Origin of the sequence: Bacteroides sp. A1C1, assembly GCF_004328515.1 — a bacterium.
GTDB classification, from domain to species: domain Bacteria; phylum Bacteroidota; class Bacteroidia; order Bacteroidales; family Bacteroidaceae; genus Bacteroides; species Bacteroides uniformis.
Genome location: NZ_CP036491.1, coordinates 1462667 through 1479385 on the forward strand (window position 1 = coordinate 1462667; position 16719 = coordinate 1479385).

Annotated in this window: 8 protein-coding genes and 2 pseudogenes; 3 read left to right on the forward strand and 7 right to left on the reverse strand. The window is 37.9% G+C overall.

The genetic code is table 11. The annotated features are described in order from the left end of the window. Positions 1–5: 5 nt before the first annotated feature. The 6 genes and pseudogenes from EYA81_RS06145 to EYA81_RS06165 form a co-directional block, all read right to left on the reverse strand. On the reverse strand, positions 6–1658 hold the full coding sequence (locus EYA81_RS06145) for a RagB/SusD family nutrient uptake outer membrane protein (RefSeq protein WP_117599463.1): 1653 nt from the start codon (positions 1656–1658) through the stop codon (positions 6–8). 21 nt (positions 1659–1679) lie between these two features. After that, positions 1680–4718 carry a SusC/RagA family TonB-linked outer membrane protein gene (locus EYA81_RS06150; RefSeq protein WP_242672412.1) on the reverse strand — a complete coding sequence of 1013 codons (3039 nt, stop codon included), beginning with the start codon at positions 4716–4718 and terminating at the stop codon, positions 1680–1682. Continuing rightward, positions 4690–5046: an STN domain-containing protein gene (locus EYA81_RS19505; protein WP_242672413.1), complete on the reverse strand. Its 357-nt coding sequence runs from the start codon at positions 5044–5046 to the stop codon at positions 4690–4692. Before EYA81_RS19505 ends, EYA81_RS06150 begins: the two co-directional genes overlap by 29 nt. Before the next feature lie 200 nt (positions 5047–5246). Then, positions 5247–7437: pseudogene (locus tag EYA81_RS06155) on the reverse strand (glycoside hydrolase family 3 C-terminal domain-containing protein). 52 nt (positions 7438–7489) lie between these two features. After that, on the reverse strand, positions 7490–8497 hold the full coding sequence (locus EYA81_RS06160; protein ID WP_117599461.1) for a glycoside hydrolase family 43 protein: 1008 nt from the start codon (positions 8495–8497) through the stop codon (positions 7490–7492). A 72-nt stretch (positions 8498–8569) separates the two neighbouring features. After that, complete coding sequence (locus EYA81_RS06165; protein ID WP_131225517.1) at positions 8570–10774, reverse strand: alpha-galactosidase; 2205 nt, start codon at positions 10772–10774, stop codon at positions 8570–8572. A 791-nt stretch (positions 10775–11565) separates the two neighbouring features. On the opposite strand from EYA81_RS06165, the gene EYA81_RS06170 reads away from it, so the two are divergent. Further along, the gene (locus EYA81_RS06170; protein ID WP_117599459.1) at positions 11566–12162 is read left to right on the forward strand and encodes an RNA polymerase sigma-70 factor; all 597 of its coding nucleotides are present in this window, start codon (positions 11566–11568) and stop codon (positions 12160–12162) included. A 65-nt stretch (positions 12163–12227) separates the two neighbouring features. Here the strand turns inward: EYA81_RS06170 and EYA81_RS19905 are convergent. Then, positions 12228–13443: pseudogene (locus EYA81_RS19905) on the reverse strand (transposase). A 249-nt stretch (positions 13444–13692) separates the two neighbouring features. Between EYA81_RS19905 and EYA81_RS06180 the strand changes: the two are divergent. Together EYA81_RS06180 and EYA81_RS06185 are read left to right on the forward strand one after the other, a co-directional pair. Then, positions 13693–14718 (forward strand): FecR family protein, encoded by a 1026-nt coding sequence (locus EYA81_RS06180; protein WP_131225518.1) that lies wholly within the window; start codon positions 13693–13695, stop codon positions 14716–14718. 1163 nt (positions 14719–15881) lie between these two features. Next, on the forward strand, positions 15882–16703 hold the full coding sequence (locus EYA81_RS06185; protein ID WP_131225519.1) for an SEL1-like repeat protein: 822 nt from the start codon (positions 15882–15884) through the stop codon (positions 16701–16703). The last annotated feature ends 16 nt before the right edge of the window (positions 16704–16719 follow it).

Here is a 16719-nt window from a genome sequence, read left to right on the forward strand (position 1 = left end):
AAATTTTAATTAGCCAATGCAATATCATCTTCCCAGTGAGGACGACTATAAGTTTGACTCAAATCCTTTCCGTACGATTTAGCTTGTTCCACCAAATAATTTGGAAGTGGCATGTACTGATGAGTAGGAAGCATTTCTTTAGCCTTGAAACATGCTTGTGCATATTTATTAAAGCGGATCAAATCTATTTTTCGATGTCCTTCATAGAGAAACTCTTTTGCTCTTTCATCTAATATGACATCTAGGAAAGCCTCCTTGGTGGCAGTTTGCTGAGCTGACAAATCACTTAAACCACTTCTTCTTCTCACTTGATTAACAGCATCTACAGCTTGAGAAGAAGGCGCAGCATTAGATCGCCTAACATCTACCTCCGCCATCATCAGCAATACATCAGCCCAACGAGCCAATGGAAAATCGTTACCCTGGAAAGTCGTATTAGTTTCAATGGGGTACTTATAAATAATATATCCACTCCATCGCTGACCCAAATCTTCTTTGGTCACCTTCCCAGTAACCGTGCCTTGATTATTGACCCAATACTCATCCAATATCACAGCCCGACGTTTATCATTTGGTTCATAACTATCATACAGTTTTGGTGAAACATTGTATGCCTGCATCCATCCACCTCCTTGATAGTTAAAAGGTGTAGGATTTCCCTTGTCATCAACTTTAGAAGCATCGTTAGGCGTAGCAAGCATAGACAATGGAAAGAAATTACCGCTACTAACGTCCCCATTGGCAGAAGGATCACAACTTAAAGCCATAATGATTTCACAATTAAAATCATTCGCAGCCTTAAACATATCAACATAAGGATTATCCCCCTTCTTAAACAAACTATATCGATTATCTTTACTCAATTCTTGATACATCTGCATGGCTTTATCATAATAGCCTGTCATATGTTCTCCTTCATTAAGGCAATGTTTCATCATACAAAATTTAGCATAATCTGAAGTATAACGACCGCGTTCCTTTACTTCATTAGGCAGATTATCCGCAGCAAACTGAAAATCATTATAAATCCAGGTACTCATTTCGTCCAACGAAGGTCTGACTAGGTTAGTCAAAGCTGCTTCATTATTTATATTATCCTTATCCACAATTGCAGGCAATGGTCCATAAATATGCATGAGATAATAAAGCATCAGGCCTCTACACAAATGAGCTTCACCTAACAGTCTTTCCTTGCTGATTGTTTTGAAAATTTGATCGTCTGCCTGCTCTAAAGTAGAGATAATCTCAGTAAAGCGAGTAATCTGGGCTAACTTAGGAATATGGTTGATATTATGCTCACCCACCCATGAACGTTCTGCGTAGACACAATCCCTGTAATCTGCTTGAGAAAGTTTCATCCATGAACCCCAGCCTAAGTTCCATGCGGCCATATTATCAGACGGAGCCTCAAAAACTCTCAGTATACCCCCTTCAGGGATATAGAAACTATGCTGACCCGGATCGTTTCCTATTTGATACTGCCATGTTGTTGTAAAAGGAATATAGCACGTCATCGTGTAATCTTCATATTCACTTTCTGTTTTAGGATAGTTTTCCGGATTCAATGTTCCGAAAAGTTTAGGATCGAAATTATCTTCACAGCCAGATAAGGCTAATGATGTAATAAAAAACAATATGAAGGATTTTATATTTTTCATAATCACAGTTATTAATATTAATTAGAATACAATGTTTGTTCCAAGTGTGAATGTGCGAGCTTGAGGATATTCGCCTCTGGATGCATTGTTTGCTCCACCCCCACCTGTATATATTTCGGGGTCAAAGCCCTTAAATTTACTGATGACAAACGGATTTTGAACATCTGCATAAACTTTAATGCCTTTCACATATTTTTTGAGTTTACCCAAGATTTTATCCCTGAAATTATAGGATAAAGTTATATTTCTCATTCTCACAAACGAGGCATTTTCCATGTCTATATTAACGCCAGCACCTCCAGGCAATGCACCCATGCGATCCACGGCCAGTCCAGGACGAGTACCATTGGGATTGGTTTGAGAGTTCCAAAGCAGGTAAGCATATTTGTTAGTATTTTCCGGATAGTCTACCGCTAACGGACCAGGTAATGCAGCTCTATACGCAATATTAGACTTAAGGATTCCAAATTGTCCGTACATGAAGAAACTGAACTCCCAATTCTTATAAGTGAATGTATTGCCAAAACCAATATAAATATCTGGTGTATTATCTTTTAGGTAGATATCATTTTCATCAATTTTTCCATCATTGTTCTTATCATCAATAATTGGACAACCTGGAAATTGGGCTTCTGCCTGCAATGTTTTTTGTGACTCCGGCATATTGCTGCGGTCAGCGTTAATAATACCAGTCATCTTATAGTAATAGTAGGCATTCATAGGTTCCTTGTTTCTTTTTTGATAGCTACGATAATCATAGTTCGGCATTCTTTCTTTCCAGAACGAATTCGTTTTCGAGAAAGTCAGTTGCGTGTTCCAATTAAAATCTCCGACCATATTTTTAGTATCAAGCATAATTTCCCATCCTTGACGATAGAAATGGCCTCCATTTATAGGACGAGTTGGGTAAATGGCAAGAGGTGATGTTGATGCATAACCCAATAAGCTGGTCACATCATTGCGGAATACATCAATACTACCACTTACTCGGTTTTTGAACAAGTAGAAATCCAAACCGATATTCTTCATGATAGTTTTTTGCCAACTTACGTCAGGATAATTAGTTCCCATTGAGACACAAGGTACATAAAAAAGGCCATTATCATTGAAGCCTACCTTAAATCCGCTAGGCTCATAAACACCATAAAGTGAACTACCTAAATTATCCTGTCCTGTTTTACCATAACTAGCTCTCAGTTTTAACAAATTAATCCAAAAAACATCCTTAAGAAATTTTTCATTTGAAATTTTCCACGCTGCTGAAACAGAAGGGAACAAAGCATATTTTTTCCCTGGAAAAAACTTATCGGTTCCATCTCGACGAAGGGTCGCTGAAATGACATATCTATCCAAGACATCGAAGCTTAATTTAAAGAACTGAGATCTTTTTTCATTTTTCAATGTATGAGAAGTTGGATATATCTTTCCTTTTGCTGAACTAATATCATGCTCATTAATCATGTCGTGTGTATCTTCGTAAGAGATACCGTATCCTTCATTGCTTTCCAAATATTTTCCCATACCAGCCATGGCATCCACTTGTACGAAATTAAACATATATTTCGAAAATGACAACATCGCTTCTAGGGTTTGTGTCTGTCTACGCTGTGAGTAAATATTTCCTCTTGACTTATACATTCTGGCAAAATACACATCGGATGGAATGAATGTTGATCTTCTGACATTTTCTTGATTCATGCCATATACCCCTTTAAATACTAGAATGTCTTTATACAACTTCGCGTTGATAGAGAAATTTAAACTATATCCATTCTCTTTACTATAGTCCACAATATCCTCCATTGCTTTGGGATTAGGAATATTACGGAAAATTGTATAACTCCCATCATCCTGCTTCACCGGCAAATAAGATGGATACAGAAGAGCTGATGTCAAAACACTAGGAGCAACATCACCCTGATTTCCTGTATCAGTACCAATTATACCATTATCATATGTATTCTGATTAGCGTTAAAAACCGATGTCAAGTTCAAGAAAGGGAACAAATCCAAACCTAAATTACCATGAACTGAATATTTAGTCATGCCAGATCTTGATACAGTACCTTGCTGCTTCAGGTAGCTTCCTCCTAGATAATACTTAAATTTAGAGTGTCCTCCGCTAATCGTCAGATTATGTTTGGTAAGGAAACCATTACGTAATACCAAGTCCTTCCAGTCCGTATCGGTTGCATTTTGCATATCCGCTTCAGTAAACTGGGGTTTCCATTTTCCATCATAAGGAGTTGTTCCATAAGGATATTGCTTGTTATTATACAAATAGTTTTCCTTATTGAAAACATTAGCTAACTCCATGTACTCTTTTGAATTCAGAACATCTAGATATGGATAGTTACGTACAAAAGAATAGCTGCCATCATACACAATATTAGGTGCTCCTTCTTTTCCTTTCTTAGTAGTAATCAATATAACTCCATTATCAGCTCCAATACCATAGATAGCCGCAGAGGCATCTTTAAGAATTTCTACAGACTCCACATCTGCCGGATTTAAATTGGCAATACCATTACGATCGATATTATTCGGAAGACCCACTTGGCCACAATTACCACTAAGGGCGTTATTCGGCATAACGATACCATCAATTACATAGATAGGATTTCCTCCTCCACGAATTGATATATTCACCTTTCCATCTGGCTGCATACTATTCACTGTTGCCTGTAACCCAGCAGCTCGTCCCATCAACAATTGGTTGACATGGCTGGTACCAGCTTGTGAAATTTTATCAGTTTTCACTTGCGCAATAGCGGTCGTAAGATTTTTCTTCGACACAGAGCCATAACCCACAACTACAACTTCATCAATGAGTTTTATATCTTCACTCAGATAAATTTCTAAAAACGATTTATCCAGCACATCAAGCACTTGCGACTCATATCCAATATAAGAAACAACAATTTTCTTATCTGCTGAAACATTTATTGCAAAATTACCATTAATATCGCTGATTGCGCCAATTGATTCCTTTTCCACCGCGATACTTGCCCCAATTATAGGTTCCCCCGTTTTACGGTCTTTGATTATACCTTTCAACATTTTTGTATTGGTCTTTACCGTTTTTTTTTGCGCTCAGTATAATCTGTCTATTCTTGATTTGATACTGAATAGAAGTTCCTTTCAGCAAGGTTTCCAATACATTATGTATTGTTTGTTTATCAACATGTATAGTACGCTTTTGACGAACATCAATCACCTGTTTACTATACTGAAAAGAATACGCTGTTTTCTCTTCGATCTTGCTTAACACATGCTCCAATGATACATTATCCAAATGAAGCGTTATTTTCTCGTTCTGTGCCCAACCAATTCCAGTAGATAACAGCACAATTAAAAAGAATAAAAAAGGATACTTTTTATTTTTCATAGTTTTAAAAATTTGATAATTATATTTTGTCTTTATTGCTTTGCTAATTTTAGCCAATTCTTTCCCGTTTATATTAAAGACTGTTTAGAAAGAAAACCCCACATAAAAACACCTAAAAATTTTTAGTTTTTTTCGTCAGCCTACCAATATCATCGTAAATATCTGTAATACTATATATTAATGATATGGCAAATATGAAACTATTTCAGTTCGAAACAAACTTTAGAACGAATATCAGCAGATGAAGAAGCTATCAAAGCTTCATATTTTCCTGGCTCAGCAGCCCATTTATGCTGTTTGTCGTCAAAGTATGATAGTTCTTCAGCTGTAATAGTAAACAAACCCTCTTTCGTTTCATTTGGCTGAAGTTCTACTTTACAAAAGCCCTTCAATTCTTTAATGAGCCAAATTACAGAAAATTTCAGACTTTTAATATATAGCTGTATAACTTCAGCCCCAACACGTTTGCCTGTATTTGTAATTGGAAGAGTAATACATAACTGCCCACTCTTGTCCATAGACGTGCTACTTACCTTGGGGTTTCCATACTCAAATGTAGTATAGCTTAAGCCATGACCAAAAGGGAAATTGGGTGTTAACTTGTTTTTATCAATAAAGCGATAACCAACAAATAATCCTTCGTTATAGGGTATGTCATAAACCTCATTTCCTAAAGCATCGACACCTTTGTGACCTGGATATTCGTCCACCCTGTGAGCACCACACTGATCAAGACCCGCATAATAAGTATATGGAAGCTTACCACTAGGACTAACATCCCCCATGAGTATAGAAGCCCAAACATTGCCAGTTTCACTTCCCAGGTACCAAGCTTGATTCTTCCAAGGCATAGCTACACCTGTTCCACTGATGTTGATTACAACCAGTTTTTTATTAACTTGCAGTAAATCCATAATCAATCCATTTTGATTATAAGGCAAATCCATTGTTGTTCGGTCCGTACCTTCACAATCCTAATAGTTACTTTTATTTAGTCCTCCTATAAAAAGAACGATATCAGCATTACCAGCTGCGTGCAGAGCTTCTGCTCTGATTTCTTCTGGACTACGGTCATCCTTCAAGTTTTGCCCAGTTTTTACCCCCAGTAGGATCACCTACGTATCCACGGGCATATATGATTTCAGCTTGTTTACCAATACGTTTTCTCAGTCCTTCCAAAGGAGTAACTTCATACTTGGCTTTCAAAGAGGAAGAGCCACCTCCAACAGTCATCATTTTAATGGCATTTTCACCAATAACAGTAATACGTCTTACCTTTGATAAATCAATTGGAAGTAAATTTTCATTGTTTTGCAAAAGTACCATACCTTCTGCTCCTACTTTTCGGCAAGCATCTTTATGTGCATCTGCGACCATTGATCCCCAGGGTCGATCACTATTCATGGCAGTACGACCTTTTCGTTTGATTCTTTATCAGTATAAATGCCTTCTTTTATACCTTTCAAATATGGGTTTGCCAACCAATAGTTATCATAGGCATTGCTAGCCCCCTCTGTTAACCCATCTGTCCAGCTTCCGAACTCCATATCCAAGCCTCCAATAATAGCAGTTTGTGTATCATGAACAGCTCCCCAATCTGATATGACCGCACCATCCCACTACCATTCTTCTTTCAAAATCTGATTCATCAGTATTGGATTATAACTAGCGTGTTCGCCTCGAAATAAATTATAGCCTCCCATAAAGTACCAAGCCTTACCCTCTACTGCAGCTGCCTTAAAACCTGGAAGGTATATTTCATAAAGCGTACGATCATCAACTATCGGATTGGAAGTGTGACGGTTGATTTTATTATTATTTAAAGCAAAGTGCTTCATGCAGGCAGAAACCCCATTGCTTTGCACGCCCTAAACATAGGGTACCACCATACGACTAATCAGGTATGGATCTTCTCCCATATACTCAAAATTACGTCCACAAAGAGGAGTTCTATAAACATTTATCCTAGGACCTAGTAATACACTTTTGTTGCGGAAACGAGCCTCTTTTCCAATGCTTTTCATAAAATAAAGCCATGTCGGGATTCCATGTAGCCGCCAGACAAGAAAGTGCAGGAAAAGCCATGCAAGAATCATTGGTCCAACCTGCCTGATCCCATTCATCCCACATGACCTCAGGACGTATGCCCATTGGACCATTAGTACACCATAATTCCGGAATACCCAATCTGGGCACACCAGGAGCACTGAATTTAGATTGCGCATGAATAATATTTATTTTTTCCTGTAAAGTCATACGAGAAAGAGCATCCTCCACACGCTGTTTTATTGGTTGATTTTTATCCAAATAGACTGGAGTTTGCGCTGAAGCGGATATACCACAAAACACAAAAGCGCAAAATGTAATAGTTTTCAGTGTTTTAATTTTCATATTTAGCATTTTTGAATTGTAACAAAGTCTATTATTGAAAGAAAGCTACCACTTATCTCAAAGAAGTTAAAGAGCTGCGCGTAACCCCCTTAAACGTCATTTTTACAGGTTTTATATAACCTTCATCATCAAAAAACATCCGTTCAATGCAAACAACACGGGCATTCCCATCTGTTTCATTTAAGGGATGGCGATGATACACTATATACCATTCATCATCTTTCAACCCCTTTATCACAGAATGGTGTCCAGCTCCAGTAGCAACCTCCTCATCTTGTTCCAATATTTTTCCGACTCGCTTAAAAGGCCCGAATGGCGAATCTGCCATGGCGTAAGCTACACAATAGTCAGGACCAGTCCAATCACCTTCTGACCACATAAAATAATACTTCCCTTGATGCTTTAACATAAAAGGCCCTTCAACATAATTGTCTGGAGTTACTTCCTTACAAAGCGAGCCATCTTCAAAGGGAACAAGATGCAACAAATCATCACTTAATTTCACCATATTGCAATGCCCCCAACCTCCATAATACATGTAATAACTGCCATCATCATCCTTGAATACAAACTGATCGATAGGTTGTGCCCCGTTTATTATCTCATTGATTAATGGCTTACCCAAAGCATCCTTAAACGGCCCTTCTGGACTATCAGCAACAGCTACGCCGATACCACCAATTTCACCTTCGTGGACATCATTAGCAGAAAAGTACAGATAATACTTTTCATTAGCATAAATAATTGCGGGTGCCCATAGAGCTTTTTCCAACCAGGATACATTTTCTACCGAAAGAATTTTGGAGTGCTTTTTCCAAGTCACAAGATCGGGTGAAGAAAAAGCATCTAAAAATAGTTGCTGCTCAAATGGAGCTGAATAAGTAGGAAAAATCCAGTAACGGTTGTCAAACACTACCCCTTCAGGATCGGCATACCATCCTTCAAATAACGGATTGCCACTTTCTTGAACAGCTTTCGTATTGTTCAGTGAACACGACGAAAAGAATTGCCCACCTAACAATACATAAAAAACTAATAATTTGCACTTTATATTTAACATATGAGCTCTATTAATCGAAGTATGGATGCAGCCATATTCACTGCATCCATACAGTTAAAGATGTATTATGACTTACTTAACCTCAGTCAGCTCCAACACCCAGCTATCATACTCCTTATTTAAATCAAGAGCAAAACCGGCATTCATCAAAAGATCACCGGAAAAAATCCGATTGTGTAAATAACAAGGTTTATCATCTGCAGCCAAATTTAATTCTCTTATTTGATACTTCTTGTTTTTATCCAAACCATCCAGACGCACATGATGTAATCGTGGGTTAACATAGTGTTCCATTTTAAAAGCAAAGAACACTGCACGGTCTTTATTCTCAGTAACATACATCATTGACGCAACCGCTTTCTTTTCATACGGAGAAATCAGACGATATTGGTCTCCATACTGAATAACCGTACGAATCCCTTTATAAGTGTCAATGGCCTTTTTGGAAAATTCTTTTTCATCTGCATTCATATTCTTAGGTTGAATTTCCATACCTAAGCGACCAGTCATCGCAACATCAAAACGAAATTTCAATGGAACAAGACGGCCTGTCTGATGATTGGGCGATGCACTTACATGCTGAGCCATTGCTATAGATGGATAAAAGTAAGATGTTCCCCATTGGATGAAGAGGCGCTGCAAAGCATCTGTATTATCACTAACCCAAAACTCGTTGAAATAAGGCATCACTCCGTAGCTGGCACGTCCGCCACCACTACCACAAGCTTGCATAACTACATCAGGGTATTTAGCGCGAATCCTTTCCAATACATTTATTAAGCCACGGTGATAATCAATATAAATATGTGATTGTTTATCCTTTGGCAGGTAGCTTGAGCCATAGTTCATTATTTCTCCATTAGCATCCCATTTGATATAAGCAATTTCCGGATTCTTACTCAATAGCCCATCTACTACACTGAAAACAAAATCCTGAACCTTAGGATTACACAAGTCCAGTACTACTTGTGTACCACCACGGCCACACATTAATTCTCTATTCATAGAACGCAGTACCCAATCAGGGTGCTTTTCAACCAACTCACTTTTTGTATTAGTAAATTCCGGTTCGATCCAAATACCAAACTTAATCCCATATTTTTTAGCAGTATCTGTAAGTCCTTTAATACCATGAGGGAGTTTTTGAGTGTCTACTACCCAGTCACCCAATGATGAATTATCTTGTATACGACGATATTTATTCCCGAACCATCCGTCGTCCATTACAAATAGTTCACCACCCATGGCTGCGAAATCCTTCATCATCTGATCCATTTCTTGTTCCTTGATATTAAGGTAAACCCCTTCCCAGCTGTTCAACAGAATATCTCTCGGCTTATCACAGCTATATACCATACCCATACGAGCCCATCGGTGGAGGTTCCTACTAGCTTCACCTAATCCTTCACAAGAATAAGTAAGAGCAAGTTTAGGAGTAGTAAATACTTCACGTGGTTCAAGTTTGTATTCAGAAGCCTCTTCATTCATACCGGCAAAAACATGATGCACATGACTACCATACGTATCATCAGAATCTATCCTAATTTTCGTACGTCCACCCCAACACAGAACAGCTCCAATAACACGTCCACTATTTTCCTGAGGTTTACCATCCAATGAAAACATAACCTCTGAGTGTTCACCCAATCCGTTACGTACTCCATCCATATTTTTTATAACTTTCATCCCAGAAGTCAACGGTTCTGTAGTAATCCGAGTCTCAGTACCCCAATGTCCGGATAGAGAAGAGATCCACACGTCGCCTCTACGAATCATAAAATGACCTGAATCAAAGCGCTTAAGTACTACCGCTTTCTTTTCGTTATGAGAATATTCAGTCCATGTTTCAATAATATCCAAATTGTTGAAAGCCCGAAAATTCAACGTTACATAAAAAGGGTAAACTCTGTCTTTTAAATGAATCACTGTAAGCTTTGCGCTTTTTTCATCCAAAGTTTCCACTTTGTCTACAATCAAATCCAATGTTAAGTTACCATCAGCATGAACCACCTGTAATGCTGAACTTTCATAAGATGAAGTACCAAATACCGGATAAGCTGGACGGCTCAATCCATTCCACGAATCAAAGACCTGATCTATTTGATTCTCATTAATTCTGTCACCAAAATAAGCAAATTGCAATTGCTGACCCTCTCCCCACGTATTCAATAAAATAGATGAACGGGGAGTAGAAATTAGTACTTTGCCATTCCATGCCTGAAGAATACCAGCAGGATATAACAAGCATAACAATAATACATAAACGATTTTCTTCATTGTTTTAAATTATTCAGTTAAACACATTCTAGTAAATTGTACTCGGATTTTCATTTAAAGAAATAAACGGATACGCAAAGATTGGCGGGCGCACAGCGCAAGTGTAACCATTAAAGTATCTGCTCATGGACTAATAGTTAAAAGGTTAATTAATATATTTATAGTAATGCTATCTGTAATACAAAGAATAATACGCATAATGTGTTAAGTAACCACACACTATAAATTTCCACCTATTCATGATTTATAGACTCATGAACTCAATTCCTCCATTAAAAGATTTAGGCGGCCATAGTATTCCACGCATAACATTTTTAAGACGGTTAACAACGTGATCACCACAGTATATTAACACTTTTTTATATATAGATATCAAACTATTTACATACCTTACTTCAAAAAAAGAACTGCCAATCTACCAGATCATTCTATAATTATAAATATGAAGAAGACAGATATACTATTAAATAATAAAGGTTATGTATGCTAAAGCTATGTCAAACTGAACACAAGGAATGAGCCATATAGAGCATACCTTAACACATATCCAATTGATAGATTTTTCCAAAAGGATCTTGCATAATTAAAAGGATTTGGCTAATTTTGACCATGTTCTATGGTTCAGTTTTTTCATGTGAAAAGCGGGGACTTTTCTTTAACTTACTGAATTTAAGGATATTACCAACTTAAATACTTAGTTATTAATTAATTAGTTAGTTATAACTTTATTTTTTGTCATCTATTTACATATTTACCAAACAATTATAAATCTAATAGTTATAGAACACGCAATGGAAGATGAACAAACAAATAGGACAAAAAGTGCGTCAGAAGATTCTTTTTACATAAAAGAGCTTAAACAAGGAAATATAAAAGCCTTTGAGTTTCTATTTAATAAGTATTATAAAGACCTTGTCTATTTTTGCAACGTTTTTCTAAAGGACCAAGAAAATAGTGAAGATTTGGTACAGGATATCTTTGCACGCTTATGGGAAAATCGGGAACATCTCGATATTAAAGGTGCTTTAAAATCGTATCTTATGACTGCCGTGAAAAACAATAGTTTAGAAGAACTCAAACATCAGAATGTTATTAGGGTCTATCAAGATTATGCAATTGCTCACAATGACCCATTTGACTATGATGTAGAAAACTATATTTTATACTCAGAATTAAATCAACAACTTCAAAAGGAACTGAATAAACTCCCTAAAGAAATGAGGGAAGTATTTGAAATGCATCGATTTAAGAATAAGAAATACCATGAAATTGCCAATGAATTAAATGTATCAGTGAGAACAATAGAAAATCGAATCAGCAAGGTGTTAGAGGTTTTAAGAAAGAACATGAAAGGGTTTTATAACTTTATTTTATATTCTTTTTTATAAAAAAATGGTGGTATATTCTTTTACAACAGTCTTATAATTAATAGTTTGTTAAGAATTCGCCAAGCTTAAGCGGCTCTGGCTGTAAATAAAATGAGTTCTTTGAAAAGTTTGTCAATAACTTGCATGTCTGGGTTAATCCCAAACACGCAAATAAATCGTTCAAGCATATAAGCATTGTGTATGAATGACTTGCAAGAGGATATGGAATAGGCTATTCCGAGCCTCTTACATGCCGCTTTGGCCAAGTTGACAGCTGCAAGCGATGCATTGAAGTGAAAATTCAACTTTCTGAAGTCAGTTAACTGACAGTTGGTGATTCCTGCATGTTGCTTTCCATCTCTAAAGCAAAATTCCAACTGGAACCTGGTTCTGTAATAATCCAAGACTTCGCGTCCATCCATGGAATCGTCTGTAGAGAAATAAAGCTGCCACTTGTCTGTCCTCCCGTCCATCGGATATCAGACGGCTAAGGAAACATACCTTTTGAGAGCTTTTGCATATACACTCAATCCGTACAGCTTTCCCTTGTTCACCTCGTATTCCTTGCACCGGGTCAGATCTAGATTGGCAAAGTCAATCCTGCCGTCAAACCACTTGGGATGGCCAGGTTTTCCTGTTTTCTTTTCCAATGTTGGATAGTACAGGACTACGTCATTCCTGAAGCGGCTGATGACATGGAAATCACTCTCACACATAGGCGTTATGAACGTTTCCTTGGAAAAGAATGCGTCTGCAACCACCGTTCTGAATATGCTCTGTAGCTCGTCTTTTCTACTGATAAGATAGTTGCTATACCAGTCAACTAGGTTCTTACCCATATTATCCAAGGTCTTACAATCCGACGTCTGAATGGAACCTAAAGTCATGCATTCATCGTTGTCGATGTCAATGACACCGATGCCCATGATTTCCAATCTTCGCTTATAATCCCCGGCACAGCCTGACCAGAAGACCAATCCAAGGTGTCTTATGACCGGACTTGGGGATATAGGAAGGATCGATGGTGATGGCTTTTCTTTTGCCTATGAGATGCTTGCTGATGATAGAGGCGTTGAACGCAAACCGGTCGAAAGTTTCATTCCCCAAAAGGTTACGGTATGTCTGTTCCGAAAAACATCCATACCTGCCCAATTGGAGGAAATTTATACGATCCGGGATGGCCATGAATAATTTCATGGTGTCCATGAACGTTTTTTCAAAAGGTTTGTGTATATTCACGACTGATTTGAGAGCCGACAGGCACTCGGATTGGTATTGCATAAGGAGTGTTTCTTTAGCCATAACCAGATGAATAGTTAACTTTTAATTTACTAAAAAATCAACAAATCATGCAGCACTTTTACCTTTGTTATCAGCATGCTAGCTCACTTTTTTTCAGCACATTTCTTCATGCTTAACCATTCGTTTTTGACAACATTTCAATGACCTCTTTAATGTTTTCGAACCGACTCTTGCCGGTTCTATTATTTAACTTTTAATATTTCGGTAAAAATTTACCGAAATATTGATAATTTGAAACGAGATTAAAATATGAGAGAAGAGAATCAATATAGAATAGCTGAACTTATTCTGAGATATTTAGAAACAAAGGCATCGCTAGAGGAAATAACTGAACTAAAAGAATGGATTAGTCTTTCGGAAGAAAATAGAATTTTTTTTCAAAAAATGAGAAATATTTGGGAAATGACAGATCCTTCCACTAGTCAAATGAACATTGACATACAGTCGGCATTACTCAAAACAAAAGTCAAAGCAGGAATCGAACCAGGAAAAACGAATGTTCCCACACCCAAACAAATAGTACTCTATTTTCAACGAATAGCTGCTATTCTCTTTTTTCCTATTCTGATAACCTTGTTCACCCTAATGATGAATAAGAAAGAAGAGTCGCTGACCTATTATAAAGCGAGTACACCTTACGGATCTATTTCGGAAATTATTTTGCCGGACAGCTCGAAGGTTTGGTTAGATGCTGGTAGTACATTGGAATACCCTTCGCAATTTATAAATAACACACGAAGGGTATGCATGAGTGGCGAGGCATACTTTGAAGTACACGCTGATAAAAATAACCCTTTCATCATTCAAGCTGATGAATTGGAAATTACAGCCACTGGTACGGCCTTTAACGTTGCTAGTTTTACACATAGCATGGAGCAAAAAATCACATTAATATCTGGGAAAGTATCTGTTTCACAAGGCAAAGAAACAAAACACCTACTTCCTGGTCAACAATTAACCTACCAGCGAAACACCAAACGTATGGAAATAACTTCCACCGATACATTTAAATATACAGCCTGGAAAGATGGGATCATCGCATTTAGAGATGATTCTTTAGAAACTATTCTTGATCGACTAGAACAAGTCTATAAGGTCCGATTTGTCATGAAAGACCTTGATATAAAACAATATACATATAGAGCAACATTTAAAGGAGAGAATTTGGATGAAATAATAAATTGTATGGAAGAAGGGGCACCTATAAAATTCCGAAAAAGGTATAACGATTTCAAGCAGGGAGATACACTTACAATAGAAGTAAGTAAAAAGTAACCCGCTATCGGAATTTACAATTATAAAACCGTTGATGGTATCAGACATACACAAATCTATACCAACAATGGGGTTTATATGATTGGACTTTTAAAGATAAATAACAATAGCCGCTTAGTGCATTAGTACGAGGTAGATGAGAGCACTTTTCAGAGAATGGATAAAATCAATAGTAACGATGATGCCGCGGTACAAAAAAACGATATGCCCCATCCATCACCAGACAGAGCATATCAACAGTAGTCTATTGTATAAAGAGAGAGCATTTTGATGGCACAAAGATAATACGAAATCCAGACATATCCACCGCCGCCGTACATTTTCCCCACTAAGTATATCTCCAGTTCTCCAAATGATGGATATTCAAGTTGTGGGGGAATAAAACCGGCGGAAGTGATATATATTATCAGTTTATTTTTGAAAATCATGTGCATTATCGTTATTTTTGCCATGGAATTGTGAGATTCTTTAGACACAGTACTTTTGATTAACAAGATTTTAGTTGTTGTGTTGGAGGGCTTTCTGTCTGTAATAGGATGGGAAGCTCTTCTTTTTATTTTTTGATTTATGGAAGATGGCTAATAAGAAAAAATTGTTACCCGGACTTTTTTGATGTACATACTAAATATATAGAGAGAAGTAAAAAAATACGGGTGAAATAATGACTAAATGAGGATATAGAAGAGTAGACCGGCTTTGCAGTCTACAAAAGTGAGAAGAAGAAAAACAAAATAAATTCTTCTCTCTCCACTCTGGCAGGGTACGAAGTAGCCTCTCTTCTTCAATCTTTCATTTACACCTACCATAGCCACTTCAATCAATTCCAGTGCTTCCTTTCTCTTCGGGTTATTCCTTCTTATCCAACAAAAGAGTAAAAGGGAAGCCATACACAGCCTTTCCCTTATCCTTTATCTCCTACAACTCGAACTCCTTTTTTAATCTCTGAGCCATACTTACACTTTCAGTATCAACTACTCTCATCTGATAACTTTGCCGGGAAGTCTTGACACACCGAAATGGCTGCCGGACAAATTCATTGGACCATCATCCGCATATTCTCCCCGCTTCAACTTACACACATAAAAAACTGCCGTCTGACAAAACCCCGAAATCCTTACATGTGTGATTTAAAAAAAATGTTCAATTTCAAAAATGAAAGAAACATGAAAAAAGAAACAAAAAGAATTTTGGAAAAGGCCCGGGCAGGTGATGCCGAGGCCCAGTATTTAACCGGTCTGTATTATGAGGACAAGGAAAATATCGACGAGGCTTTCCTATGGTATGAACGGTCGGCTACGCAGGGATTCGTATATGGAATCAACGCCGTCGCCATATATTACCTGAAAGGGATGGCTGTAAAGCGTGATACCGGCAAGGCAATCACTCTTCTAGAAAGCATCGCGGAAAAGGAACCCACAGCAAAAGCCAATCTGGGCCATATATACCTGGAAGGGCAGGGATGTCCGCAGGATATAGGGAAAGGTATCGGGTTACTCGGGCAGGCTGCGGATTCAGGTGACGGACTGTCGGCTTTCACAATGGGGCATATACGCCTCAAAGGGCTGTTTGGGACTCCCGTAATGTACAAGGAAGCGACAGGATGGTTCGAGAAGGCCTATGAACTGGGGATATATGACAGTGTGGATTTCCTCTGTGACCTGTATGAAGGTCTGTATTCACGGGGCATGAGGGACATCAGGAAATACAGGTTATGGTCGGATGTCAGAAAAAGCCTTGAAAAAGGAGGTTCCCGTACCGGTCTGGCAATGCCATCATCCGCAAACGGAGGCAATGTACCGGTATTCGGGGAGGCAAACGGCAGACAGTACATCATCATCGGCGGGGAGAAGGCATATGTCGATCTCCTCGTTGCTGAGACATTCCTGGTCAATCCTGATCCGAAGGCCTATACGGAAGTGGAGCATATTGACGGCGACATGTCCAACAATGCGGCTGATAATCTCAGATGGATAAAAAAGCAATAAAGTCTATGGTAAGGAA